The 26963-nt window shown below is 48.9% G+C and carries 20 protein-coding genes and 1 pseudogene; all 21 read right to left on the bottom strand.

Annotation, left to right across the window (positions count from 1 at the left end):
• Positions 1 to 5: 5 nt before the first annotated feature.
• Positions 6 to 1142 carry a mandelate racemase/muconate lactonizing enzyme family protein gene (locus ACLTD4_RS09110; RefSeq protein ID WP_278837036.1) on the bottom strand — a complete coding sequence of 379 codons (1137 nt, stop codon included), beginning with the start codon at positions 1140 to 1142 and terminating at the stop codon, positions 6 to 8.
• Positions 1139 to 2569 carry an aldehyde dehydrogenase family protein gene (locus ACLTD4_RS09105; protein ID WP_278837038.1) on the bottom strand — a complete coding sequence of 477 codons (1431 nt, stop codon included), beginning with the start codon at positions 2567 to 2569 and terminating at the stop codon, positions 1139 to 1141. Before ACLTD4_RS09105 ends, ACLTD4_RS09110 begins: the two co-directional genes overlap by 4 nt.
• A 70-nt stretch (positions 2570 to 2639) precedes the next feature.
• Positions 2640 to 3314, bottom strand: coding sequence for a FadR/GntR family transcriptional regulator (locus ACLTD4_RS09100; RefSeq protein WP_278837040.1), 675 nt, complete (start codon positions 3312 to 3314; stop codon positions 2640 to 2642).
• A gap of 140 nt (positions 3315 to 3454) precedes the next feature.
• Positions 3455 to 4513, bottom strand: a complete 1059-nt coding sequence (locus tag ACLTD4_RS09095) for a hypothetical protein (RefSeq protein ID WP_412331252.1) — start codon at positions 4511 to 4513, stop codon at positions 3455 to 3457.
• A 324-nt stretch (positions 4514 to 4837) separates the two neighbouring features.
• The gene (locus ACLTD4_RS09090; RefSeq protein WP_412331251.1) at positions 4838 to 5092 is read right to left on the bottom strand and encodes a hypothetical protein; all 255 of its coding nucleotides are present in this window, start codon (positions 5090 to 5092) and stop codon (positions 4838 to 4840) included.
• Between the two features lie 128 nt (positions 5093 to 5220).
• A complete protein-coding gene (locus tag ACLTD4_RS09085) occupies positions 5221 to 6291 on the bottom strand; it encodes a sulfatase-like hydrolase/transferase (RefSeq protein ID WP_412331250.1) in 1071 nt (356 codons plus the stop codon).
• Positions 6292 to 6339: 48 nt separating this feature from the next.
• A complete protein-coding gene (locus ACLTD4_RS09080; RefSeq protein ID WP_278837047.1) occupies positions 6340 to 7854 on the bottom strand; it encodes a sulfatase in 1515 nt (504 codons plus the stop codon).
• Positions 7854 to 10244: a glycoside hydrolase family 2 TIM barrel-domain containing protein gene (locus ACLTD4_RS09075; RefSeq protein ID WP_278837049.1), complete on the bottom strand. Its 2391-nt coding sequence runs from the start codon at positions 10242 to 10244 to the stop codon at positions 7854 to 7856. Before ACLTD4_RS09075 ends, ACLTD4_RS09080 begins: the two co-directional genes overlap by 1 nt.
• A 20-nt stretch (positions 10245 to 10264) precedes the next feature.
• Positions 10265 to 11746, bottom strand: a complete 1482-nt coding sequence (locus ACLTD4_RS09070) for a sulfatase-like hydrolase/transferase (protein WP_278837051.1) — start codon at positions 11744 to 11746, stop codon at positions 10265 to 10267.
• 57 nt (positions 11747 to 11803) lie between these two features.
• Positions 11804 to 14608 carry a glycoside hydrolase family 2 TIM barrel-domain containing protein gene (locus ACLTD4_RS09065; protein ID WP_278837053.1) on the bottom strand — a complete coding sequence of 935 codons (2805 nt, stop codon included), beginning with the start codon at positions 14606 to 14608 and terminating at the stop codon, positions 11804 to 11806.
• Between the two features lie 13 nt (positions 14609 to 14621).
• Positions 14622 to 15470 (bottom strand): sulfatase, encoded by an 849-nt coding sequence (locus ACLTD4_RS09060; RefSeq protein ID WP_412331259.1) that lies wholly within the window; start codon positions 15468 to 15470, stop codon positions 14622 to 14624.
• A 233-nt stretch (positions 15471 to 15703) separates the two neighbouring features.
• Positions 15704 to 15979 (bottom strand): annotated as a pseudogene (locus ACLTD4_RS09055) (sulfatase-like hydrolase/transferase); the annotation flags it as partial.
• Positions 15980 to 15992: 13 nt separating this feature from the next.
• Positions 15993 to 17456 (bottom strand): sulfatase, encoded by a 1464-nt coding sequence (locus ACLTD4_RS09050; protein WP_278837057.1) that lies wholly within the window; start codon positions 17454 to 17456, stop codon positions 15993 to 15995.
• Entirely contained in the window at positions 17453 to 18535 is a 1083-nt protein-coding gene (locus tag ACLTD4_RS09045) for a sulfatase (protein WP_412331249.1), read from the bottom strand. The genes ACLTD4_RS09050 and ACLTD4_RS09045 overlap by 4 nt, the downstream gene beginning before the upstream one ends.
• Positions 18456 to 19085, bottom strand: a complete 630-nt coding sequence (locus tag ACLTD4_RS09040) for a sulfatase-like hydrolase/transferase (RefSeq protein WP_412331248.1) — start codon at positions 19083 to 19085, stop codon at positions 18456 to 18458. Before ACLTD4_RS09040 ends, ACLTD4_RS09045 begins: the two co-directional genes overlap by 80 nt.
• On the bottom strand, positions 19082 to 20746 hold the full coding sequence (locus ACLTD4_RS09035; RefSeq protein WP_278837061.1) for a hypothetical protein: 1665 nt from the start codon (positions 20744 to 20746) through the stop codon (positions 19082 to 19084). The genes ACLTD4_RS09040 and ACLTD4_RS09035 overlap by 4 nt, the downstream gene beginning before the upstream one ends.
• A gap of 9 nt (positions 20747 to 20755) precedes the next feature.
• Complete coding sequence (locus ACLTD4_RS09030) at positions 20756 to 22483, bottom strand: extracellular solute-binding protein (protein WP_278837062.1); 1728 nt, start codon at positions 22481 to 22483, stop codon at positions 20756 to 20758.
• A gap of 244 nt (positions 22484 to 22727) precedes the next feature.
• Positions 22728 to 24191 carry a sulfatase-like hydrolase/transferase gene (locus ACLTD4_RS09025; protein ID WP_278837063.1) on the bottom strand — a complete coding sequence of 488 codons (1464 nt, stop codon included), beginning with the start codon at positions 24189 to 24191 and terminating at the stop codon, positions 22728 to 22730.
• A 496-nt stretch (positions 24192 to 24687) separates the two neighbouring features.
• A complete protein-coding gene (locus ACLTD4_RS09020) occupies positions 24688 to 25827 on the bottom strand; it encodes an aminotransferase class V-fold PLP-dependent enzyme (RefSeq protein WP_278837065.1) in 1140 nt (379 codons plus the stop codon).
• An 11-nt stretch (positions 25828 to 25838) separates the two neighbouring features.
• Positions 25839 to 26078: a DUF3343 domain-containing protein gene (locus ACLTD4_RS09015; RefSeq protein ID WP_278837098.1), complete on the bottom strand. Its 240-nt coding sequence runs from the start codon at positions 26076 to 26078 to the stop codon at positions 25839 to 25841.
• Between the two features lie 8 nt (positions 26079 to 26086).
• On the bottom strand, positions 26087 to 26963 hold an 877-nt coding region (locus ACLTD4_RS09010; protein WP_412331247.1), incomplete at its 5' end, for an FAD-dependent oxidoreductase.

Here is a 26963-nt window from a genome sequence, read left to right as displayed (position 1 = left end):
ATCCTCTACGCAATCTGGTATCTTGCAATCAGTTCCCGGTTAATATCGATTCCCAGCCCTTCAAACTGAGGACATTCGATATAGCCGTTGACTATTTTTAATTGGTTGTTATTAATCTCTTCCCTGAATATATTTTCCGTTCTATCTAATTCAAAATACACTGGAGCCGGGTTCAATGACTCAGGGAAATCCGGCATGGCGAACGCGGCGTTTAAGCCAACCGCAACCGCGACCCCGCTCCCCCAAACATGGGGATAGCACTGGATATTTTGCAGTTTCGCCAATGTCATGATTCTCCGGAAAGCCGTAAGGCCCCCGGTGATGCTGCAGTCCGGCTGCAGGATATCCGCCGCCCTGGCATCAATGAAGTTCTTAAAGCCGTAAGGAGTAAACTCCGCCTCACCGCCGGCTATCGGTATGGAAGTGGCCGCCTTTACCTGTCTGTACCCCTCCAGATCTTCCGGGGGAACCGGTTCCTCCAGCCATGTGATATCATACGGTTCAATTCCGCGGGCAAGCCGGACAGCTGTCATGGCATTGTACGCATGATTTGTATCAACCATCAGCATAATCTCATCTCCGATGGCCCTGCGCACCTCACGAACCATATGGATATCATTCTCCACCCCAAAGCCCACCTTCATTTTAATGCCGCGAAATCCCGCCTCGGCATAGGAAACCGCTTCAGAGACTAAATCCTTTTCCAATGTTTCGCTGTTGCTGTGGTATAAACCGGTCGCATAAGGGATTATCTTTTCTCTCCTGGCTCCCCCCATCAGCTGATATACCGGGAGGTGGGCGTACTTTCCTTTTAAATCCCACAACGCATTGTCCACGGCGCTCAGCGCCTCAATACACGAGCCTTTTTGCCCATTATCCCGTATGGCATTATATAAATCATCCCAGATGCACTCGCTGTCAAAAATATGCCTCCCTTTTATTCTGGGCGCATAAACCGCGTCAATCACGGATTTATTGATAAACGCATTGCCGAAAGCCTCTCCGAATCCGCTGATTCCGTCTTCTGTGATTACTTCCAGCAGAAGAATCGTCCTGGTATTGTACCATGCCTGGGAATAGCAGAAACTCTTATCTCCTAATTTTTGAGAAACAATATAAGTTTTACATTCTTTTATTTTCATAATTGCATCGTTATCCTTTGCACGTAAAAATATTCTTCTAAGCTGAAGGTGGAGCAGTCCTTCCCAATGCCGCTCTCCTTACAGCCGCCATGAGGAAGGTTGTAGTTATAAAACGGTTCATTGACACAGACATTGCCAGAATCAATTTTTCTTGACAGATTAAGCGCGGTCTTTAAATCATTGGTAAAGAGATAAGCCGACAGCCCATAACAGGTATCATTCGCTAAAGCGACCACGTCCGTCTCATCATCAAAGGTGAGTATGGGCATGATCGGACCAAAGATTTCCTCCTGATAAACGCGCATCTGCGGGGTAACTCCATCCAATATGGTCGGCATGAAGAAGTATCCGGCTCCCTCTCCCTTTTTTCCGCCGTAAAGTACGGACGCCCCCTTTTCCACCGCGTCATCGACTAAATCCTGCATATGCTGCTGCGCCCGCCCGGATACCACCGGCCCCATCAGCACGTCCGCCGGTGTTTTTCCGCTTCCCAGGGTAATCCTTCCGGCATAATCCAGCACGCCCTTGATAAACCGCTCCTTTACGTCTTTATGTACAAACACGCGGTTCGCGCATACGCAGACCTGCCCCGCATTACCGAATTTCAAATCGGCAACCTGCCATGCCGCATCCTCCACATCCGCATCCTTCATAACGATCGCAGGCGCATTGCCGCCCAATTCCAGAGAGTAATGCTTAATCGAAGTAGCGCTTTGGCCTATAACCGCGCGGCCTGTCTCGCTGGAACCGATCAGCGTAATAAGGTCCGGGATATCGCTTTCATTTAAAGCTTTGCAGACATCGGAACCGGCTCCCGCGATGATATTCACCACGCCGGCCGGAAAGCCTGCCTTTAAAGAAAGCTCGCCTATATACATCGATGCCAGGGGCGTGGAGGAGGCCGGCTTTAACACACAGGCGCAGCCGGAAGCCAGCGAAGGGCCCATCTTATATCCGAGATTTAAAATAGGGAAATTCCACGCCAGATATCCAACCACAACCCCTACCGGCTTTCTGATAATCATACTGAGATGGTTTCCGTCGTAATCGGGGATGATGCTTCCCTCAAGGCGCTTTACCTCCTGGGCAAAATACCGAAGGCAGTCCGGCAGCATCTGGAAATCATAGACAGCCCCACCGTATGGCTTGCCAGTCTCAGCTATCAGAATATCGATAATCTCTTCCCGGTATTCCTCTAAAACCTCTGCGAACTTCAAGATCAGGGCCTCTCGTTGGCTGATGGTCATTGCCGACCATATTTTAAAAGCCTGCTTCGCCGCGGCTGCTGCCTGAAGCGCCTGTTCACCGGTTACCGCGTTGAAACGGGCAATCACTTCTCCTGTGGCAGGATTATAAACCTCTGTCAGCTCCCCCTTTCCTTCCACTAAGTCTCCATCGATCAGATGTTTCCATGCATGTTGAATCATAAATAGTTCCTCCTTGTTTTTTTGATACACACAACTTATATGATATCATATAAGTTAGAAGAAAGGCAATCTAAGACTGCCTAAAAATACCGCTGTTGTGTTCTGTTGCCAAAAGGTGTTCTCTCATCTTTTCCGCCGCTTTTTCTGGCTCACGTGAAACCAGCGCATCATAAATATTCCGGTGATAATGATGTTTTTTTTCTATATTCGTTTCCAAATCAACAGAAGCATAAATCAATTTCTGCAATAACGGCGTATAGGCACTTGTAATACACCACAACGTTTTATTTCCACTGGCTGCCACAAGGTTCAAATGAAATTCCAGATCCGCAACGATATAGGATTCCTCATGGGGCTGGGTACGCTCCATCCTGATAATGCAGTTTTCAATCTTATCCAGCATCTCCGGGCACGCCCGTTCGGCCGCAAACGACGCGGCCGGAATTTCAATCACGCGGCGCACTTCTAAAATTTCATATAAATCAATATCCGTTTTATCAAACATATCCGTTATGCTCTGTGTCACCACCTTAATGCCGGAATCCACTACAAGTATCCCTTTTCCGTGTATCCGTTTTACAAATCCCCGCACCTCCATGGAGCGTACCGCCTCCCGCACGGTGGCGCGGGAAACCGACAGCATGGAACACAGCTCACCCTCGCTGGGCAGATATCCAGCTTCATTATATTCCTTATTTAAAATCATGTCTTTAATTTCATTTTGTGTTTTATCAACTAAGGTCATATTCATCCCCACTCCCCATAGACGCAGATATGGTTTTTCTTTAGTTATATGATAACTGATATGTTGATACAATTCCAGATGCACAGTGCACAAATTTTGATAAAAATTCTGTATAAACTGTATAATCCCGGAAGATGAAATTAGTTTTCAGGTCTTGCGTCTTCGAGCGTAACTAATTTTCCTCCATTCACCTGATAGTCGAACCCTTCCGCCTGCTTCACTTCTGATATGTCAAAATTTATATCATAATTTGCAATCAGCCCTACTGCCGATATGGATGGCCCGATATAGGTATTCTCGACCTCCGGGTTCCCGGAATCAACTTCAGTCACTTTGTCAGCCAGTTCCGCAGGCAGGTATTTAAAGTGCTTTGCTTTAAGCTGCGCCCTTTCTCCATAGACAGCATAGACATCCTTCAGGACAGAATCACTGCTGAAAGTTCCTTCATGTTTTCCAAATCCTTTCTCTATTCTTGCCGCAAAACCACTGCCAATGGATTTTATATATCTGGCGTCAAATGTACCTTGATCCGCAGTGTGCGGCGACACCATCAAAGCAGCATTTCCCTCTTCCGAAATGATATTTCTGGCAACAATTTTATCAGTTTTTGCAGGTTTGGTATCCTCTGCCCTGGTTCCGGGTATCCCGCTTTCAAGCCTGAGCGTAACGCCGCCCAACGCATAGATATCTTTAAACAAAATATTGATGCCTGCCTGAACCTGAATAGCGCCGTATCCATAGGCACAGTTATAGCAGTTTATGTCTTTTATTATGCCGCCGCATGCGGCGGCATTGCCGCTGTCAGTCAGCTCCACTCCAAAGGTTATGCATGAAAACTTGCACAAATTATCGTAAATATCCAACCCGCAGACTATGAAGTTCTGCGCATTGCCAATCTGAAGAAATCGCTTCGAATCAGCGGGATTCGTAGTCAGATCCACTTTTATGTTCTCGCCCAAAGCCTCTATGCTCGCATTTTTCACACACTCGGATTCTTCTCTTTTACCGCAGCCGCCCATGGTAAACATAATCGTCGAATTTCTTGTTGCACCGGCAGGAGATTCTTTACACAGATTCAATACCGTACCATCTTGAATTAAAATATGCACATTTGATTTCATCTGCACATTTAATAAATAGTATACTCCGCTTTGGATTGTAACCTTCCCGCCGCCGGATTCAGCCACCTCATCAATCATGTCCTGCAGCCTCTTTGAATCATTTTCGGTATCTTCATCACACAGTATTTTACTGCATTCCCCATACTCCGGGTTATAAAAATTACTTTCCCGCGCCGCCGGATCGTCTTTCGTATATGTAAGCATTGGCGAGGATTCCGCGTTCCTCCCGGTGACAGGATTCCCGGTTTGTGATGCGGCTGATGCAAAGGCGCAGCCAGATGGTATTGTTATCAGTACCAGCCCGCTTAATATTGCTGCTAAATATTTTTTTAAAACTCTCTTATTTTTCATTTAATATCCCCCAATATCCGTGAGTTGTCTGCAAACAATTCCCTGAATCCCTTATATCAGCCTGGTCTGATTGCTCTGCAGCACCGCGGACAGCCTCTCTGCCAGCTCTTCTGCAATCTCCGGATACCTGTCCGCGACATTTTCTTTTTGTCCCGGGTCATATTCCAGATTATATAATTGCCTGTCAAGGCTGTTCCCCAATTCTATCCCTGTCCGCGGTGAAACCATCGTGCCTTCACTGGGTTCTAGGTATTCCCACTTCCCGGACCGGAGAACTCTTGATTTTGACGCGCTTTCATATATCAATTCTGTCCTTCCCTTATCAGAGAGTCCCAATAAAGCCCGGGAAATGTCCTGGCTGTCTTTTAATTCCCCGGATGGAATGTCAACATGCAGCAGGGAGGCAAAAGACGCCGGCAAATCACACTGGCTGATCAACGCTTTTGATACGGCGGGAGCGATTTTCCCCTTCCAGTACACAAGAACGGGATTCTGGCCCCTCCATCAAACTTGCTGTATTTTCCGCCTCGAAGCGGTCCCGCCGGATGATGCGCTCGTTGCTCACCGCCCGTCCTCGTATCCATCATCAGTACCGGGCCATTATCACTGGAAATCATGATTATGGTTTGGTCGATCAGCTGCTTTTCCTCCAGAAATTGAACTACTTCTCCGACACACCAGTCAAGCTCTGCTATGACGTCTCCCCTTGGCCCCAGCTTTGTGCTCCCTGCAAACCGGCTGCTTGGGACTCTTGGGACATGCGGCTGGTGCAGCGCATAATACAAGAAGAATGGCTGGTCCCCGGATTCCGATATAAATTTTTTCGATTGCCCTAATAATTCCTCTGCCAGGTCCTCATCCTTCCAGACAGCCGCAGTCCCTCCCTTCATATATCCCAGACGGCCAATCCCGTTGATTACGCTCTGATTGTGTCCATGGGAGGAGCGCATGGATAATTGCTTAAAACTGGTTTCATACGTTTCAATATCGGGAAAAGGACATTCCTTTTGATATGCAACCTGAATCGGGTCTGCCTGTTCCAGGTTTTTCACCCTTCTGTTATGTACGCATACACAGGGAACCCGATCATTGGTCCCGGGAAAAATAAAGGACTCGTCAAAGCCAATATCATTGGGGGTGACTGTAATCTCTCCATTCCAGTCGATTTCGCCATCGCCTAAGCCCAGATGCCATTTGCCAACAATTCCTGTCCGGTAGCCGGACTCTTTGAAAATCTTTGGAAGGGTCAACTGTTCTTTATCGATGATGCATCTTGCATTTCCCGGCAAAATCCGAGTGCAGGGATTTCGAAACGGATACTCTCCCGTCAATAAACCGTATCTGGCCGGCGTACAGACCGCCGATGCGGAGTATGCGTTTAAAAAGCGAATGCCCTGACTGCACAGCATATCGATATTAGGGGTTTTTACGTCCTCTGCGCCGTAGCAGGACAAATCTCCATAACCCAGGTCATCCGCGTAAATTAATACAACGTTCGGTTTCATATTTTCTCTGGTCCTTCCTTCCTTCCTTCTTTTTGCCACCGACGCCGTTTATGCCCCGGCAATTCTTGGCATAAACAGGCTTTCCTTCTCCAGTTCAGCCCATACATACTTTAACAGCAGTTCATATTTCAGCTGCTGGCAGTCCGGTTCGCCCCAAAGATTATGTACTTCTTTGGGATCCTCCTCTAAATCATATAGTTCTCCATAGGAATCTCCCTGACGAACCACCAGTTTGTACCGCTCGTCAACATAGGCGCGCAAGTTCAGCGTGTTCCTGTCATGGTTCATCTCACAGATAATGTGATCTCTTGCCTTCTCTTCTTCTCCTTCCCATACCTTTCTCTGGTTCACGCCGGTCCAGTCATGAGGCATTTTTATATTGAGATAATCCAGGAAGGTAACCGGGAGGTCCACCACGCTCTGCATTGCGTGACTGACCCGATTCTGCAAAACCGTATTCGGACAGCTGACAATATAAGGCACCTTAATCGCATCTTCATACAGAAACGGTCCCTTCGCGCACAGTCCATGCTGTCCAAAGAAATGCCCGTGGTCCGTCGTAAATACAATTATGGTATTTTCCGTCATGCCAAGCTCGTCCAGTTTGTCAAGAATTTTTCCGATATACTTATCCATCAGGGAAACCATGGCATAATAAACGGCCATATTTTTCCGTTTCACTTCTTCCGTTGCCTTCCTATGGGAAGTGCAGCCGTGAATAAAATATTCCGAGGAATGGTACTTCCCAAAATCCGGATTGATTTCCTGTGTCAGCTTATGAAGCTCCGTTGCGTACTGCATCTCATTTTCATCCAGGGAAGGCAGCGGGAGCGTCTCGGGATCATACATATCCACCCATTCTCTGGGCACATAATAATCCGGATGCGGATCAAAGAAGCTGGACCAGAGAAGGAACTGGTCCCCGCTTTCCTTATAAGCTTCAAGCTGCTTTATGGTTTCCTCCGCAATCCAGGCGTCATAATGGTATTCCTCCGGAATATCCCATACGTACCTTTGTTCACGCGGCATGGTTCCAGTTGGCTCCCGGAAATAATCCCTCCAGTTTTTGCAGCCCTTTTCTTCCATCCAAATCGCATAATGCTGGCCTACATGCGCTTCCGTCGTATGGTTTCTGGTCAGCTTCACGGTATCAAAGCCATAGAAATCCTCATGGAAATTCTTCCAGAATTCCATATCCTGAAGAATCGGATATGCTTCCAGCGAGGGGTACTCATCCGTAGAAGCTAACGGCTGAAAATGGGCTTTCCCTATCAAAGCGGTTTTCATGCCATGAGCATGCATCAGATCCCCTATGGTTGTGCATGATTCATCCAGCTTGGTTCCCAGCGTCCATGCCCCATGCTGCGACGGATACTTTCCGGTAATCATGCTCGCCCTGGCAGGCGTGCAGGTAGGGTTCACCGTATAGGCCCGGTCAAAGTATGTTCCGCAATCACACAGCCTGTCCAGATTCGGCGTCCGGATATAGGGATTGAACTTTCCTATGGTATCATAATGCTGCTGATCTGAGGTAATAAATAAGATATTGTATTTATTTTCCATTATTCCATTTCCTTCCTTTTTGGCTCTTTTCCTGTTGATTCGGCTTTCTGCGGCATTACATCTATGACTGCGGTTCCTGTCCCCAATCCTTCTGCCGTTACAGTAAGCCTTGCGGCGCCTGCGCTGTCCGGCTTTGACTGGATAATCACCATGCACTGACCGGAAAAGCTGGTGCAGTATGGTTCGCTGAAGGTTCTGTCCGAAGCGGGGTTCCCATTGTCCGCCGCTAAATAGACGCCGGCTCCATCCACCGCAAACCGCAGGCTGGTTTCAGCCAAAGGGCACAATGTCCCCGCCGCGTCTACAATCCGGCATCTTACATAAACCAGGTCCTCTCCGTCTCCGCGCATCTGCAGCCGTTCCGGTATCAGCTCAATGGCCGATGGTTCCCGCGCAGTCTTCACAATGTCCACGGCATCAGGGACGCCTGACGCAACAGCTTTCAATTCTCCTGGTTCATAAGGCACTTTTTCCCATATCAGCCTGTGGCTCCTGATCTCATCCTTCGGATCCTTCCGCCTGACCCCCAGGCTTTTTCCGTTCAAAAACAATTCTGCTTCGTCAAAGGAAGTATATGCGTGCACATCGATGAGCTGCCCCGCCTCCCAGTTCCAATGAGGCATCAGATGGATGAATGCTCTGTCCGTCCATTTGCTCATGAATAGATAGGCTCGGCTTTTTTCCATGCCTGACAAGTCGAAAATCCCAAAATAAGAACTTCTTGCCGGCCAGTTATTCCGATAGGGGGTCGGTTCTCCCAGATAATCAAAGCCCGTCCAAACGAATTGTCCGAACACATACTCATATTGATCCTGCGCAAGAAATTCCCGTTCAATGGGATATGCCCAATTGGGAGAGGCCAAGTCGTACGACGACTCCCGGAAGTCTTCTTTTGCCGCTACCGGATGCTCGATTTTTGCCGGCTGCCGGAAAAACCCCCGGGAACTGACGGTCGAGCCGTTTTCACTTCCATACAAAACAGCGTTGGGATAATCCCGGTGCAATTGCGCATACAGATGCGGTTTATAGTTAATCCCGGCAAGATCCACCTCATCCGCCAACCCAGTCCGAAACGCATCCAGCGTCATGCTCAAACCGGCGGTTGTCGGGCGGGTCGGGTCCTCTCTTTTACAGATCTGATGGAGATACCGCGCTATCTTCCAGCCGTTCTCTTCCCGCTGCTCTAAGATTTCATTTCCGACAGACCACATAATCACAGACGGATGATTTCTGTCCCTGTGTATCATATCCGACAGATCCGCTAAAGCGCATTCATTAAAATATTTGCTGTAGCCATTTTTCACCTTGCTGATCGTCCATTCGTCAAAAGCCTCGTCCATCACCAGGATCCCGTACTGATCGCACAAATCCAGAATCTGCGGATCCGGGGGATTATGTGCGCACCGATAGGCATTGATTCCAATATCCATCAGCTTTTTCAACTGCCGCTCAGCCGCCGCGCGGTGAAAGGCAGCCCCCAGCGCGCCTAAGTCGTGATGCATGCAGACCCCCTGCAGCTTGACTCGTTCCCCATTGAGCACAAAGCCCTGATTGCTGTCAAAGGTTATACTTCTGATTCCAAATGTCGTTTCACAAGTATCCTGCAGGATTCCTTCCGAATAGACGGCGGCTTTCAGACGATACAGATATCCCCGGCGGATATGCCACCGGTGGAATTCCTTTAACTGAAAAACCGCATACATATCCGGATTTTTACTCTTTTTTATCTCAGAAGCAACTTCCCTGCCCTCCATATCATATAGGCCGATATGGATTTCATAAGGCAGTGACGAATTCTTTACTTTAATATCCGCGTCAATATAGGCGCAGCCGTGCTTTATCTCTGTCCGGACAAAGATTGGGCAATACGGGAAATAGATCTCCTGCTTCTCCTCCAGCCTCACATTCCGGTAAATCCCCGCTCCCGTATACCAGCGGGAGGACGAAGGCTCCGGACGCAGGGATACTGCCACAACATTCTCTTCCCCGCGCCTGACCGCGGAGGAGATGTCAACCGAGAAGGAAGAATAACCATAAATTCTCCCTCCGCATTTCACTCCATTGACATAAACAGTACTGTTCGACATGACGCCGTCAAACTCCAGGAATGCATGTCTGGTGTTCCCTGAAATATAAAATCTTCTTCGGTACCAAGCCGGATCCGCAATCGGCAGTCCGCCTGTCCGTCCCACATGCACAATAGGCTTCATAATCCCATCCGCCACAACTTCCCGGACCTGACGGTCATTATCCGGACGAAACGGGCCCTCTATCGCATAATCATGAGGTACGCGAACCGTCCTCCACTGCGAGTCATCATATGTCCCGCTGTATGCTTCCTTCACATCTTCCTTGATAAATTTCCAGTTATCTCTCAATAAGGTCTGCACTCATTTTATCCTCCCGCCGTCTATTTTTCAAATATAATACCAGGCCCATACGAGGATAAGCCCACCATAATGTATGGATTGACGCAGACATCGCCTGTCTTTTGCGCAAATTCCCACATCTTTTTGCTCATTTCCCTCAATTCCCCGGAATCCTTATATTGTTCATACAGATTATGCTGCTCCAGAGGATCGTTCTCTAAATCATAGAACTCATCATAATCAAACCCATTGTAGGTATATTTCCATTTTTTTGTCCATACAGACCTTTGGATTCCATATAATTCATTGCCATTGGACTGAGTATAGCAGGCATCCCTCACAGTTTCCGGCTCCCTGCCTTCCAGATAATCCCTCAGGCTCATGCCGGAAACCGTATGCTCGTACGGAATGCCGCACAAATCCAACAAGGTTGGAGCCACGTCTACGATAGAAGTGAAGTCTGTAACCGTACCGCAGACCTGTTTCATTCCCTTCGGAAGCCTTATCAAAAGCGGGATATGGTAGGCCCCCTCAAAACACGGCAGGCCCTTGCACCACAAGCCATGGTCCCCCATATAATCGCCATGGTCGGACAGATAGATGACTATGGTATGATCCGCTTCCCCGGATTCCTCCAGCGCTTCCATGACCTGGCCAAACAAATCGTCCTGATGGCTGCATGCCGCCAGATAATGCCGTATGGCTTCCTTATGCTCTCTTTCGCTCAACTGCCTGAATCTGTCCGCGGTCTTGCGGTATAGGGACGGCTTATCCTCCATGGCGTCATGGAAATTCCCGGGAAGCTCGATCCCATCGATATCATACATGCTCAGGTATTTATCGTTGACCATATACGGGTCATGAGGATCGTTGGTGCTGATAATCTGCAGCCAGGGCGCGCCGTTCTTTTGGATATGGTTCTCTTCATCCGCCCCGGCCCTGTTTTTCAGTATCTGAATGCCCGCTTTCGCAATTTCGTCATCCGGTTTTGGTGTGTTGCGGGCGCCATAGTGGGTATAGGTATGGTACCCCCTCCTCACAATCTGGCCTTCCCCCCTCACCGTCTGCTCCTCATAGGTTTTATACTGCTCCCATTCCCCAACAAAAGGCTGTTGATTATTGTCTTCACCCGAATATTTTATATTCTGGCTTGTGTTGACGTCAAAGCCTCTGTGGCAGGGGCCTTCGTAATTGCTCACATGCCATTTTCCGGAATAGTAGGTCCGGTAACCCGCGTTCTGAAAGTCCTCTGAAAAGAGTGTTACTCCGTCATACAAACCTCTGCACAAGGCGTTTCCGACGTTCACGTTGTTCCATACGCCATGCTGCGACGGATACAGGCTCGATAGAAATGATGCTCTTGACGGGCAGCAGTGCGGCGCGACCGTATAGGTTTTTGCAAACGATGTCGCCTGCTTTGCAAATCGCTCCAGATTAGGCATATATGCCTTGCAGTATGGGGGCACGGTATTTCCCCGCTGCTGGTCTGTCATATAAATTAATACATTCGGTCTCTCATTCATAGCTTCCTCCCTCTCATTTCACAAAATGTCGGATCATCTTTTAACATGACCCGCCTCCTAGTCTCTGCCTGTTTTTTTGAAGTAACGTACGGAATTTAACTTATCCTCTTTTTTTCTGACCCGGAGCCTACCATCCTCCATCAGCTTCAGCATAAAGTTTTCAAAAGGAAACAGCACTTCTCCATTATCCATATCGCCGGTATCATTTTCAAACTGATCCGCCGGCTCTTCATACCACCAGGAGGCTTCTCTGATTTTGACGCCGGCTTTCAGGATATCCGCCATGCCATTCTGAAAAAAAACCATCTTTTCCGCATCGTGTTCCCAGGCGCCGAGCAGCTGTTCATCATGCGGCGGCTTCATCTCTTCCGCCAGCTGTACCTTTGTTCCTTTTACAAATTCGCCCTCAAAGTATACCGGGGCCCCATTGATGAAAGCCGCTGCACGTATCACGCAGCTGTCTGTAATCACAAATGGGGTTTTATATGGAATCCCGTCCAGAGACTCGCCGCCGTCTGTGGTGTAGTAAATCGGAACCTGCAGCGCTAAGAATTCTCCTCCTGTAACTCCCTGTACCACGGAGATGGCGCAGACCGCGGACTCTTTAAAGTAACTGTCTCCCATAACCGCGCACGCGGTCAGAACCGGCGGAACCTGACCGCCGTCGGACGCCAGATACAGCTTTTCCATCCCATAAAATAATTTCCGGTTTTTTTCCTGATGGCTCTGAAGGTCGAATGGATCCCCATTTTCCAGACCTCTGATCTTGGCGCTTCCTTCTGCATGAACGAACACCCTGCAGTCCGCATTTGCACAGAAATGCCCTTCCTGGTCTCTGGCCTTGACAACAAGGTCAACCACATCCCTTCCGTCCAGCTTTAGACAGTCCTCGCTCAGGACTTCCAGACGCGCCGGACTGCCGTGCGTTATTCTGCTGTCCCTGACCGTAACCCCGCTGTCACAATACGCGACTGCTTCCAGCTTCCCCGGATGGTAGGGAACATGCCAGCACAGTTCCATCGCCCCATACCGCCTGCGCCGGCCGAGCGCGCGCCCATTCAGCAGCAGCTCCACCTCATCGCAATTGGAATATACGACGACCGGGACCAGCGTCCCCTCCGCCAGATCCAGATTCCAGCCGGGAAGCAGATGTACCATGGGTTTTGTCGTCCATTGGCTCTGATAGAAGTAGTAGATATCCTTTTCAAAGCCCGCCAGGTCTATGATGCCGCTGTTGTTGGAGCGATAGGGCCAGCCGAAGGATTCTCCCAGATAATCGTAACCCGTCCACATAAACATACCGATTACCTGCTCAAACTCCCGCGCCCTGGCCCATGCCTGTTTGGCGGATATGCGGCAGGTTGCATTGTCATAAGAAGAATTATAGCAGATAATATTGCTGAACCTCGGCTCAAAGTCGCTGAACAGTTCCGTCTCCGTATAATCCGGAATGTCAAAACGGGCCCTGCCATAGTCCCTCCACCAGGTCTTTGTCCGGTAAAAGCCTCTGGTGCTGTAGCAATGAGGGTATTCTGACAGCAATACCGGACGGTCCTGTGTTTGCATCAGCAGGGTTTCCAGATATTCGGGAGTTTCTGACGGGCCATTCAGCCCTATCACATCCACGCCAAATAAGAGCTGCCCGCCGGACACCGGCCTTGTCGGATCAAGCTCATGGCATAGGTCCGTCAGGCCATAGAGATCCGTATCGCCCGTTTCGTTGCCAATTCCCCACATGATGACGCAGGCATGATTCCGATCCCGTAAAAGAAAAGAAGCAAGATCTTTTTTCCCTCTGTCATGAAAGCAGAGCGCCCCATAATCATACGGAGCTTTTTTATGCCAGCCGTCAAACATCTCATCCATGACCATCAGGCCCAGCTCATCACAAAAATCATAAAACTCCGGCGCAAACGGAGTATGCCCGGTACGAATCGTGTTCACCCCACCTGCCTTTAATTGCAGCAGGCGTTTTTTGAGAATCCGTTCCGGCACCGCGGCGCCAAGGCCTCCCGCGTCATGATGCATGCAGATTCCCTGAAGCTTTATATGGCTGCCATTCAGAAACAGTCCGCTGTCCGACCGGAAGTCAAGGGTACGTATCCCGACCGGCCATTCCTGCTTATCCAGCGTCCCCCCCTGTTCATCACGCAGGATAATCCGCATTTTATATAAATATGGGGTATCCGTACTCCACAGATGGGGAGCGCGCACACGGAGGCTTTCCTGGTTTTTGCAGGCAGGTCCCGATACCTCCGAAACGACGACGCCAGCCTGGTCTTGCAGGCTGGCTGTCACTGACGATCCTCCAGTCACATCATAAGCCACTGACAAGACAGCCTCTTCCAAGTCAGCGGATATCACATGTATGAAGCTGTCAGGCAAAAGATAGGCCTCGCCCTTTTCTATGATCCATGTGTGGCGGTAAATACCGCATCCATTGTACCATCTGCTGGACGGGGCGTTACTGTCATCAACTCTGACAGCAATGCTGTTTATGCCGGCGGACAAATAGTCTGTCGCTTCAAAACGAAACGACTGAAAGCCATAAGGACAGTGAAACACCTCTATGCCATTGATCCAGACCCTGCTGTTGCGATAGATTCCATCAAATACAAAAAAAGTTCTGTTTACATGCGAAATCTCCCATGTTTTCCGATACCATCCGATCCCTGTCGGAAGAAATCCCCCCCGTTTTCCCGAAGGGTTCTCCCGGCAATAACTGCCCTCGATACTCCAGTCATGTGGAACATCCAAAGCCCTCCAGGACGAATCATCAAAATCTGGCCTGCTGTAATCCAAGTCATCCGACAGCGTAAACCTCCAGCCAAGATCAAAACTTCTCTTTCCCTGTTCTGTCATACCCATGCCTTTCTTATATCTTGGGAGCGTTTACATTCCAACGCATCCATGACTTCGGTGAAAATCGGAACATCTCATCAATGATTCTCCCCAATGCCTTCGTCTTATAAGCCGCAAAAGCCTCCGCAGCCCAAAGATTGGTGCGTTCCATAGGGTCCTGGTTCAAATCATACAGTTCTCCATAAGGCCGGTTCACATAATATACCACCTTAATGCCATCCTCGATTACCCCCTTCATATCATGCGCTTCCATATAAATATAGGGTCTTGCCTCAACCTGCTCTTTTGTCCAATAGTCGCTGTACGGATGGTTTTCCATGTCAGCCGTGATTTTATCCGGCGCACCGGCCACAGTCAGACAGGTAGACGCAATATCAATATTGGTCACATAGTCATCCACGACGCGTCCCTTAAACCCGGGAACCGGCGGCTTCACAAACAGCGGGATATGCATCAGGCCTTCGCTCAGGTATTGGGCCTTTGATACCATGCCAAAGTCCCCCATGAAATCCCCATGGTCTGTGCTGTAAATAATCATGGTCTGATCATACAGGCCCTCCTGCCTGAGCAGCTGGATGGCCTGCCCTACTTGATCGTCGATCAGGGACATGTTCGCATAGTAAGAACGTTTTGTTTTCCTGAACACTTCTTCCGGATACCGGCCAATATAGGCAGCCGGGTTCAGCTTTTTATAATGCGGCGGCTTCTGCTCAAGGTCCCCCTCCTCCGATTCCGGCAGCTTCATATCTTCCAGTTGATACCCGTCCGCATAGGAAGTCCCCTCTCCGTCATATGGCTGATGCGGTCCCGGAAATGAGAGCGTAAAAAACCAGGGCTTCCCTGAAGCGGTCTGATCTGCAATATGCCAGCTACTTTCTTTCCTTCCTGCCCCACATAGGAATCAATATGGTACTGCTCATCCTCCAGCCATTTCCCTCCGATAATCAGGGAATGATCATTGCATGTCTTTGGCTCCACCTGGTGCTCCTTCAAATATTCCAGATATGGAGCGATCTCTTCCGGGTTTCCTTTGGGAGAATGTCCGTCTATTATTTTTTCATAATCATAGCCATGTCTGATTTTGGAATGCGCAAAATGCTGTTTTCCGACCACGGACGTATGGTACCCTGCTTCCTGCAGAAGTGTCATAAATGTTTTTTCCCCTTCGGGAAGCCTGGTGATATAGGTCGGGCACTGACATACCGTCGGATATTTGCCTGTCATAATCGCCGCTCTGGAAGGGATACAGGATGGATTCGAGCAATATGCGTTCTGAAAGAAAATACTGTCTTTCATCAGCTCATCTAAATGAGGCGTATGCACTGCCGGATTATTGAAGCCAAAAGTATCCCATTTCTGCTCATCTGTCATAACAAATAATATATTAGGTCTTCCCATATCTTCGCTCTCTTTCTTCCTTAAGCCATTCTTTATACTTGCTTTCCAGCCGATACCATGCATGGGGGGCGTTTCCAACGTATCGGTACGTGTCAAAAATATCTCCCTTTCCCTCTGCCCTGGGATCCAATGTACGGCGCAATTCTGCCTCCAGCTCCTCAGATAATTCTTTTCGTATCTCCCCAAAGCCCTCCTCATAAGCCAGATTTTCCATGCAGGCCGGATCTTTCAGGATATCAAATAACTGCTCCTCCGGGCGAAGGCCAAAGGATAAGTTGTAATAGATGTTATCTCCCTGCGCATGCCGGTACAGGATCTCTCTTTTGGTGGGGGACGGATCGCAATTCGGATAGCCTGTCTCCGGATTGCCCGCGGGGCAGGCCATCGGATGATAATTGTGTATGTATAAATACTGTGGCGTCCGGATGCATCTGACCGGATAGCCGGTATCCTGATAACGTCCCATATCATGGCGCTCTCTTCCCATAAAGGCGCGGCTGCGCGCCATATTTACGACGCCCTCCTGATTCGAATATAAAATGTCCGTCAGGCTTTTGCCGGAAAAAACCTCAGGGATGGGAATACCCGCTATCTCTAAAAAAGTGGGGGCAAAATCCAGAAAACTGACAATATCTTTCACCCTGCGATTTCCAGGCGCCGCGTTCTTCCATGTGATGCACAGAGGCAGACGAAAATCCTCCTCATACATCTGACCCTTAACGCGCGGAAAGGGACACCCGTTGTCTGAAGTAACCACAATCATGGTATTTTCATATTCCCCCATCTCCTTAAGCATAAGAATCATCTTTTCCAGCTGCCTGTCAAACCAGTCTATCTCAAACGCGTAATCACAGTAATCATTCCTCACTGTCTCACAGTCCGGCAGATAAATAGGAACCTCCACCTGCCCCGGGGCCTTTCCGTGCCGGATCCCTTCCCCCTCTGTATATTTCCTGTGCGGCTCCCTGCATCCGTACCAGAAATAAAAGGGCTGGCCGGGATTTCTGTCCCTTAAAAAAACCTGGAAATTGGCTGCGTAATCCGTCGTGGAAATGCAGCTTCCCTCCGGCGGAACCAGTGTTTTTTCATTGTATTCATTGCCCGCGGGATTTCTGGGATAACCGGATGTCTGGTAGTCCCCCGGTCCCCAGCCTTTTCCGGTGAATCCCACGTGGTATCCATGCTGCTCCAGCAGATCCGGATACAGGATCTGATTTGCCGGAAATTCACAAAAATGGGTACAGCCTGATTCCAGCTGCCAGGTATGACGTCCGGTCAAAATTGACGCCCTGGACGGCGCACACTTAGGATTTGTCGTAAACGCGTTATCAAACAGTACCCCTTCCCCTGCCAGACGGTCTATACACGGGGTCTCCACAAAGGCATGTCCATATATGCCAAAATGGGATGCGTCATCTGCAATTGCAAATAAAATATTTGGTTTTTTCATTCCTTTTTCCCTTCCTGCGCTGACTCAAATAAGGCTTCTTCCCAGTTTTCGTATTCCGCCAGCTCCTCAAACCGCTTTTTAAACGCCGCGCGCCACTCCTGATTGACCCCCGGACATTTTTTATGACACATTGCCGTTTGTATTTCGTGTACAAACCGTTGTCCGTAGGTCGGCTTATCTGAATTTTGAAAGGTTTGAAACTGTTGATTGGACCACAGGTGATATTTTCCATGTTCGGTGCCCGTATGACTTTCTCCTGGAAATGACACAAAATCTTCCGACTCCACGCATCCGTCCGGGCCTTCGGTTTTCTCATATTCCAGCGCTCTCTGACGCAGCCTCCGGTAAATCCCGCTGTCCTTCCTTTGTCCGATGCAGTTCACTGTTTCGCCCGGATCAGCCGCTAAATCATAGAACTCCTCATATCCCGCATTGTAATGGTAGATATATTTATATTCCTTCGTCCTGGCCATAACCCATCTTTTCAATCCCAAAAAGCCATTGGAGGCTGTAATCATCTCTCTTTCTCCGCATGCTCCTTCATCCGCTAAAGACCCGCCTGACAGGACGGTTTCCCCCTGCGGATAACGCAGGCCGGCCAGCTCCATGCAAGTTGGGAAAATATCCAGCAGGCTGGCAAAATCCTCTCTCCTTTTTCCGCTTCCGAACACCTGCGGGTAACGGATAATCAATGGGACGCGCACAGAGCCTTCATACGGGAGGTCTTTACTGTAGAATCCTTTGTCACCCAGCATCTCTCCATGATCGCTGGTAAATATCACCATGGTGTCGTCTATTTTCCCTGATTTTTCCAGATAGCCCAAAATCCTGCCGACGCTCTCATCCACCATGGTGCATGAGGTATAATAAGCCTCCTGTATCCGGCGGACTTGCTCCGGAGTGTCTAAGTCTCCGTACCAGACGCAGGTGTCATTGGAGTCCGGATAGGTTCTGGATCTTGGAATTGGCGCCGGAATCTCCCTTTTCTCATAAATTCCTTCATATTCCTTCCTCCGGGATATCCCATGGCGGGTGGGGCTTAATATAGCCCACGAACAGCAGAAACGGATTTTCTCCATTACGATCCAGCCAGTCAATGGTTGTTTCATCTACCCAGCGGGTTTCATAATGTTCGCTCTTTACCAGGGCCCTTTGCGGCTCATGGTATGCCAGCGGCCTTACCCCATGGATATTCTGCACCTCTCCCTCTCCGCATTCCTTTAAGTACATGGCATAATCATCGTCTTCCCTGCACTTTGGGATTTCTTCCATCGTGTACATCTCGCTGTATCCATGGTGCGCCCGCGCGGGGAAAAAATGCATTTTTCCGATGGACGCAGTCCGATAACCATGTTCTGAAAAGATACGCGGCAAAGTAGGCAGTCCATAATCCCGAATCGGTTTTTTGCAGTTGCTGAAATAGCCATGCCGTCTTCCCGTCAGGCCTGTCAGCAGGTCGTGCCTGGCTGGCATACATACCGGATTATTGGAATACGCGCTGGAAAACAGGCAGCCCTCGTGAGCCAGCCTGTCCAGATTCGGCGTAATCATATAGGGGGAGACTGCGCCAATCGCGTCATACCGATACTGATCCGCTAAAATGATAAGTATATTTGGCCGTTTTTTCATGGCTGCGCTCTCCTTATCTGGTTTCCGTTCACAACAAACTCCTTCGTCTGCCTCATCTGTGATTTGATATCCTCTTCCGACGAAAGCTGGTCACTGATGATGAGGTTATCCTTCAATTCCAGATGCTCCACGCTTTGCCCATAAAATACAGGCCTGTCCCCGGTTTCTATCGTATTGTTCTCTATCACGATATGTTTATGATAATAATAGTTTTCTTCCAACTCCGCCATCTCCGGGTCAATATCTATGATGGCCTTTCCCCAGACCTTCTGATTATGCCTCTTCATGGTATTATTGCGGATTATGATACAGGAGGTGCCGCCGGATTCAAACCAGTTATTCATATCTCCGCTGATTTTTATGACCGCGCCCTCACAATCCAGCCTGTTATTCTCGATGACTGTTTTGCCTGCTGACGTCAGTAAGAGCCCGCGCGCGCGATTGCGTCCTCCTTCGTTGTTTCTGAAAAGCACTTCGGGATATGCGCCGGCGTTTTCCAGACACCAGGTTTCCTGTCCATCCAGCATGACAGGCTGCTCAAAGACGATCTCACAGAATTTTTTATTTATAATCCGGATTTCTTTTAAAACGGCCATTATCTGCCGCCTCATCGTGACCGCTTTGCAAATCCATACCTGATCGCCCTTTTTCAGCCCAAAAACACCTGCCTGCTGCCTGTGCGGAATCTCCGCTATGACCGCGGAATCATGGACCACCTTATGAATTCTGAAATAATTCCCATGTACATTGAAGATATCATCCAGCTGATTCTCAAACAGGCTGTTTTCGATCAGAATCCGGCCAGTGCAGCTAACAAAATGCAGAGCATCCGCGTTAGCGGAAATCATTCTTCCTGACTCCGGGTCCGGGCTGACCGTCATATGGTCAATCGTAATCTGATCGCTGTTCTGCGCAATCACTCCCATGGTGCCCGCATGCCGGATCGTTATGTTTTCCAGCCGGATATCCCTGCACTGGTTGATAAATATCGCGGGGACATATCGTTTCTCGTGCTTAATTGTCAGAATGGAGCCGACCTTTGGCAGCTGCCTCATGGAGTTTTTGATACACAATACCCCTTCTTCCAGTTCCTCCGCCACCATATGCTGTCCGGCGCCGACATCCACCGCACATGACGACGGACGCCTTTCCTCCCCGGAAAACTCCAGCAAACCATGCAGATAGCTGCTTTCATAGTCTTCACCGTAAAACGTTACGACGGTATCCCTGATACGGTAAGGGTATTTCTCCTTGTCAATTTTTATCACCACTTCACCCTTCGCAGACCGGACCACCTCGCCCTGGGAAAAGAAAGGGCGAGGATAGTCAATGGTGAAATTTTTTATCACAACCTGTTCGCAGCCGGAAATCATAAATGGAAGGATTCTTCCTATACACTGGAGTTTTGCGCCCTGCCCATCAATCACAAGGTCCTTTTTTCCAATGATGGGAAACGCAATCTGCTTAAGGCCGTAATCATTGTTGGACATAAAGCAGAACTCTTCATGGGCATAGGCAGTTCTAAGTTCGCATTCCCGGATACCGATACGCAATTCAACATGATCTTCACACGTCTCCAGAATGCGGTTCATGCCATAGGAAAAATCCTGGAGCGGATAGCCGTCAAAGCTTTTTGAGTCAATCATTATTTTTTTCATCATAATCCTCCATTATCTTACCAGATAGCGGTCCAGGGCCGCTTGCCGAATCTCCGTCACACGCTCGATGTTCATTTTTAACAATGTCTGCCTGAAATTGTCAAACTGGTCCAGCGGTTCAATTCCCATAATAAATTTGGCGGACTTTTCATTGACATAGGTTTCAATATCACCCATCAGCTTACTATACTCGTCATTTTCCTCCAAGGATAATGTCAGGGTTTCCGGCATTTCATATTCACAATCCGCGCTGGCCTCCCATATCCGGCAGCCGTCTACCACAGCTTCGCTGGAGCCTTCGGACCAGGCAACCACGACATCCTTAAATATATACCGTCTTAATGCCTGCGAAGGGGCCAGTCCATCCGGATTCTTGGTGATAAAATCAGTAAACTGCAGTTCCCCATTTTCATCGATATAATAGGTATCCTCATACCTGTCATCACCTTTGCAGCCCCAGAAAGTCTCCGTCTGTCCCTTGTCACTGTACAGATAGTCCATCCATTTGATGATTGCAACCGGATCCTCCGCCTGGGCGCTGATATAGCTGGGCGTCTGATTAAATTGTTTTAACCGGTGTCGGAAATGCAGCTGATCCCCTTCGTTCAATACCGGATACGGCACGGGCATAGCATCTACCTTTTCATGGTTCATCTTAGCGGAAGTAACCGGAGCTGATTCGATACTATCAATATGAATGGTTCCCGAGGCAAGCTCCCCGGCTTCAAATTCCGGCTTGATATCCTTATTCTGCTGCTTGGATAAAAAGTCAGGATCCAGCCAGCCATTTTGATACCACTTATGAAACAGCTGCAAAAAGTCCTTATAGCCATCCTGCATCGGTCCAAATTTAACAACTCCATTTTCATTCAAAAATCTCGAACCGGCCGGAACCCCATAGGCGCCTGAAAATGCGCCGAATAGTCCAGCAAAGTTATTATCGCAGCCAAAGCTGAAGGGGATCACATCCATCTCCTTAAAGGCCGCCAGCATCTCCTCCCAGTCCGCTATCGTGACCGGGATATCCAGCCCTGCCTGATCCAGCAGCGTTTTATTGATCATGGGACCCTGCTTGACGTAAACCGGAGTTTCGTCCGGCAAAAGCGTTGCGCCGAACTTCACAATGACGCCCGCGTCAGAATAAGCCCCCTTCTTTAACTCCTCCTTGGCGTTGATTCTTGCCATGAAGTTAGGGGCATGTTCTTCAATGAGCTTCGTGGCATCCATCAAGACTCCGTCGGCTATCGCCGCCTCCACTCCGCCCCGGTAGTCTTTGGCGAAATCGAACTTGATAAGATCCGGCAGATTCTTTCCCGACGCCAGCAAAAGATTCATCTGCTCTTTTTCCTGCCCCACGGGCGGACTCATATAATCCACAAGAATTCCGGTCTGCTCCTCCAGACGCTTCGCTCCGGGATGGTCGTTTAAATCCGTCACTACCTGAGCGGTCTGCGCATGGATCGGAAGCCAGTAGGTAAAAGAGGTTGATCCTGCCGCTTCGGTTGTCTGGACTGTCTCGCCGCCAGTCCCGGCGCTTTCTTTACTATCCCCCTGCTTTTCACTGGCCTGTCCCGCCGTTTGGCCCGCATCAGATGCGCAGCCAGTCAGTCCGCACGCCATACTTCCAGCCAGCAGCAGACTACACACGGATTTCAAAAGTTTTGTTTTTTCATTTGCATTTCCCTCCCCTGATAGGTTGAATTGTAAATTAACGGTAACATGAATAACCCATTCGTTCAAGGGCGCAATCGCCAGCGGGTTTTTCACGAAAAGTCGATATCCAATATTTTTCAGCCTATTTTGATGGGTTTTCCCTCTATATTAAGGTTCCGTCCCCTCCTCGTATCGGGAAATCGTCATTATTTTCCACGTCGTATATTTCTGCGGATACCCGCAGCCATTCAGCAGCCCGATTATCCTGTCTCTTTGAGCTTTTCATAATCCCTGCCATCCGCTCGGGACAGTTTACAAAGCTATATGATTTTTATGCTTGCTTACTCTGACAATACGGTTCTTTCCCTTCGCTGTAGATACCCGCTCTGCACATCTGGCCATAGCCCCGCACGCTTTCACGGGTTCCATCCACCGCTGGATCCGCGTAGGTATAAAACCATGTGCTTAGCTGATGATTTAACTGTTCTCTGATTTCAGCGTACTGCTTATCCATAATCAGGTTATATTGTTCCCCCGGATCCTCCGTCAGATGATATAACTCATCCTCCCCATACGGATATCTTCGGATATACTTCCATTCTTTTGTCCGAATCATCCGATTGGCCCCATATTCATCATAGACTACCACCGATCCCTGCTCTTTGGCTGCCTGAACGCCAAGCAGCTCTTTTGCAAAGCTTTTGCCCGGCATCTTCCGCTCCGGCTGAAAATCTATTTCCAAAAGCTCCGTGATGGTATGAATCCAGTCATAGTGGCTGTGCATCGCTTCTGACACATGGCTCTGCGGCTGTGTATCCGGAACCCGAATAATAAAAGGAACCTTCACGGCCGTATCATACATATTGAACGGAAAGGTTCCGTTCCCCTTTCCCCATATCCCATGATGTCCCATATTCATGCCGTTATCTGAGGTGAACACAACGATCGTCCTCTCCCACTCCCCCGCGCTTTTTAAATCATCGATGATTCTCCCAATATTATTGTCCATTGCCGTAATCGCCGCGTAATAACCGCGCAGGAGTTCTTTTCTTCGCTCTCCTGTTCCGCTCGGCGCCGTAGGCTTCTGATTGGGGTGCAGCGGAAGATCCGGAGTGGCATGGAATCCGCAATCCCTGTATAAGTCAAGATATTTCCCAGGATGCGGCGCCTCCTCCCACGGGGAATGCGGCGCCGTATAGTGAATACTGATATAATAGGGTTCGTCTTCTTTCCTTAGCTCGCTCATGTATTCCAACGCCTTATCCGTGATAATATCGGTAATATATCCGGATTCAAAATACAGTCTTTGATTTTCGATTACGTCCGGAGTATAATAGCCGCATCCTCCCCTTCCAATCGTAAACCACTTAGAAAAGCCATGCTGCGGATTCATGCTGTCGCCTAAATGCCATTTGCCGGACAGCGCGCAGCGGTAGCCTTTCTTTTGGAGAATATCCGTATAAGTAAGCATGCCATCCAAATATGGGATCGCTGTTGTTTCTTTTTGAAAACGTTTATCCGCTTCGTGCTCCCCCAACATACTTCTGTCCAGATTACCCGAACAGATCCAGTCGTGTACGCCGTGCTGTGATGGTATCAGCCCTGTCATTATGGAAGCTCTGGCCGGTGAGCATACCGGACAGACACAAAAAAAGTTATCGTATCGAACCCCCTGAGATGCCAGATAATCCAAATTAGGGGTTTCAATGTCTGAATTCCCCGCGCATCTCATCGCCCAAGCTCCTTGATCATCCGACAATATAAACACCACGTTACGCCTTTTTGAATCTCTCATATTGATATCCTTCTCGTTTGATTTTAACACCCAGATTGAAAGCCTGCCCGGCAGAGGCACCGGAAATAAATCGTCAAACGCGCTCCGGCCAGCCATTAATCACTTCGCTTTCCCGACATTTTCCATATCATTGTCCTATAATACCATATTACCATTTTATATATAGTCAGTCAATCTAAATACAAAACGCTCGATTTTCCAGCAGCATGACCGTTTCTGCATATGAGGTATTTCAATTTTTTACTTCTGTTTTCAGAGATATAAGCACAGCCCCCATACCGGCCGGCATGGAGGCTGTGCTTTAAACAAGGTTCTAATTCTCACCGCCGTTAGGATGACTTCCGGGGTAATCACTTTTTATTCATCTGTGCTGCTATCGCAAGCGCATCCGTCATAAGGTTGTCTACGATCCGTGGCTACGCCTGTACGCCCTTAAACCGCCCTGATTGACCGGCTGCTTTAGCGGTCAATTAGAAAACGTCTTCATAATACATCATCAAAGTGTCTTTGCAATTTCTCCTACGGACGAAACAGCCTGTTTCACTTCTTTCATCGTATTCATATGTGAAAAACTGAATCTCACAGCTCCCTGCCCCTGTGTTCCCAGTGCCTTATGTATTAGTGGAGCACAGTGCACACCGGCCCTGACATGGATTCCATAATTCATAAACAATTCATCTGCCACTTCCCCTGAGTCAAAGTCGTGGATATTAATTGTTACAATCGGCGCCCTCTGCTCAACTTTAAAATCACCGTATACGGTGACTCCCGGAAGTTGATTGACCCCCCTATAAAATTCCCACATCATCCACATTTCTTTTTTTCTTAGATTGTCCATTCCATGCTTATCAATATAACTCAGCGCCGCATGCAGTCCCGCTATCCCATGGGTATTCAAGGTTCCCGCTTCCAAAGCCGTCGGCATAGCTTCCGGGTGGGTCATGGAATAACTGTCCACACCGCTTCCTCCCACAAGAAGCGGGCGGATAAGCACATTTTTCTTTAAACATATCCCGCCAGTACCCTGAGGTCCCATCAGCCCCTTATGACCCGTAAAGCACAGCACATCGATATTCATATGCTTCATATCAATCGGGAAAATGCCTGCAGTCTGAGAAGCGTCAACCATAAAAAGCAGGTTGTGGGCAGCACATATGTTTCCGACCCGAACCAAATCAATCATGTTGCCTGTCAGATTCGAGGCGTGCGTGCAGATGACAGCCCGGGTATTTTCCTTGACTGACTGTTCCATGTCCTCATATCGAATATTCCCTTTTAAATCAGCTGGAATAATGGTCAGTTCCACGCCCTTATCCTGCATGAGATATAATGGCCTCAGGACTGAATTATGCTCCATGGCTGTTGTGATCACATGGTCCCCCGGCTTGAGCAGCCCTTGGATGGCGATATTCAGGCTCATAGTGGAATTAGCCGTAAAAGCAACGCATTCAGCTCCATCTGCGTGAAATAGCTTTGATAACCGCTCACGTGTTTCGTAGACCATGCGTGCCGCGCTCAAAGACACATCATGGGCGCCACGTCCAGGGTTTCCCATATGTCTCATGGCATTCGCCACCGCTTCAATTACTTCCTCCGGTTTGTGCAACGTAGTCGCCGCATTATCAAGATAAATCATTGTTCCACCTCTTATGCCACTCCGAGAAGCACCAACTGCTTCTCAGATATACCTGCCTGTTTCATGACTATTCTCAGACGTTTCTCCTCGTCTGGTTCTGAGCACCAGGCAAGCCCGCAGCCTGACGATATTTCCCTGGGAACCGGTATCAGCCGTCCCGGAACAGAGTCTGCTTTGCACAGACGCTCCATCAGGATTGCGTCTGCCGTCGTATGGAAGGAAACTATGATCCTTGGTTTCTTATCCCTCAATCTCATCATCATTCTTTCTTCAGATAATTGTCAATGCCTCTTGCCCCGGCACGTCCGGCTTCCATGGCAAGAATTACCGTTGCTGCTCCGGTCACTGCGTCACCGCCTGCGAAGACTCCCGGCCTGGATGTCTGCCCATCTTTCTCATCTGCCACGATACATTTCCACTTATTGGTTTCCAATCCTTTTGTGGTGGTGGAAATAAGCGGATTCGGGGATGTTCCAAGGGACATGATGACCGTGTCAACCTCAATGGTATCATCAGAACCATCGACCTCGACCGGCCTCCTCCTGCCGGAAGCGTCCGCTTCGCCCAGTTCCATCCTGCGGACGACCATTCCCTTCACCCAGCCATCCTCATTGGTCAGGATTTCAACCGGATTTGTCAGCAGGTTGAAGATAATTCCTTCTTCCTTGGCATGATGGACTTCTTCTATACGGGCAGGAAGTTCTGCCTCGCTTCTGCGGTATACGATATGTACCTCTGCCCCCAGGCGGAGCGCTGTCCGGGCTGCATCCATTGCAACATTTCCACCGCCTACCACTGCAACTTTCCTGCCAGCCGCAATCGGGGTGTCATAGTCATTCCGGAACGCCTTCATCAGGTTACTTCTGGTCAGATATTCATTTGCCGAAAATACACCGTTGGCATTTTCACCTGGAATTCCCATGAATTTTGGAAGTCCTGCTCCTGAACCAATGAAAACCGCGTCAAAACCCTCTTCATCTATCAGCTCATCAATGGTTACGGACTTTCCGATTACAACATCTGTCTCCAGCTTCACTCCCAGTTTTTTTACATTCTCGATTTCCGTCCTCACAACCGTGTCTTTTGGCAGTCGGAACTCCGGAATACCATAAATCAGTACCCCTCCAGGCTCATGC

This window comes from Hungatella sp. (assembly GCF_046966825.1).
Note: the sequence above shows the minus strand (reverse complement) of the source record. Positions and strands in the feature narration are given on the sequence as shown.

Coding starts and splice junctions, on each gene's coding strand:
- ACLTD4_RS09110 (WP_278837036.1), bottom strand. CDS start 1,142: ATGAAAATAAAAGAATGTAAAACTTATATTGTTTCTCAAAAATTAGGA.
- ACLTD4_RS09105 (WP_278837038.1), bottom strand. CDS start 2,569: ATGATTCAACATGCATGGAAACATCTGATCGATGGAGACTTAGTGGAA.
- ACLTD4_RS09100 (WP_278837040.1), bottom strand. CDS start 3,314: ATGACCTTAGTTGATAAAACACAAAATGAAATTAAAGACATGATTTTA.
- ACLTD4_RS09095 (WP_412331252.1), bottom strand. CDS start 4,513: ATGATTGATGAGGTGGCTGAATCCGGCGGCGGGAAGGTTACAATCCAA.
- ACLTD4_RS09085 (WP_412331250.1), bottom strand. CDS start 6,291: ATGAAACCGAACGTTGTATTAATTTACGCGGATGACCTGGGTTATGGA.
- ACLTD4_RS09080 (WP_278837047.1), bottom strand. CDS start 7,854: ATGGAAAATAAATACAATATCTTATTTATTACCTCAGATCAGCAGCAT.
- ACLTD4_RS09070 (WP_278837051.1), bottom strand. CDS start 11,746: ATGAATGAGAGACCGAATGTATTAATTTATATGACAGACCAGCAGCGG.
- ACLTD4_RS09065 (WP_278837053.1), bottom strand. CDS start 14,608: ATGACAGAACAGGGAAAGAGAAGTTTTGATCTTGGCTGGAGGTTTACG.
- ACLTD4_RS09050 (WP_278837057.1), bottom strand. CDS start 17,456: ATGAAAAAACCAAATATTTTATTTGCAATTGCAGATGACGCATCCCAT.
- ACLTD4_RS09045 (WP_412331249.1), bottom strand. CDS start 18,535: ATGGAGAAAATCCGTTTCTGCTGTTCGTGGGCTATATTAAGCCCCACC.
- ACLTD4_RS09040 (WP_412331248.1), bottom strand. CDS start 19,085: ATGAAAAAACGGCCAAATATACTTATCATTTTAGCGGATCAGTATCGG.
- ACLTD4_RS09035 (WP_278837061.1), bottom strand. CDS start 20,746: ATGATGAAAAAAATAATGATTGACTCAAAAAGCTTTGACGGCTATCCG.
- ACLTD4_RS09025 (WP_278837063.1), bottom strand. CDS start 24,191: ATGAGAGATTCAAAAAGGCGTAACGTGGTGTTTATATTGTCGGATGAT.
- ACLTD4_RS09020 (WP_278837065.1), bottom strand. CDS start 25,827: ATGATTTATCTTGATAATGCGGCGACTACGTTGCACAAACCGGAGGAA.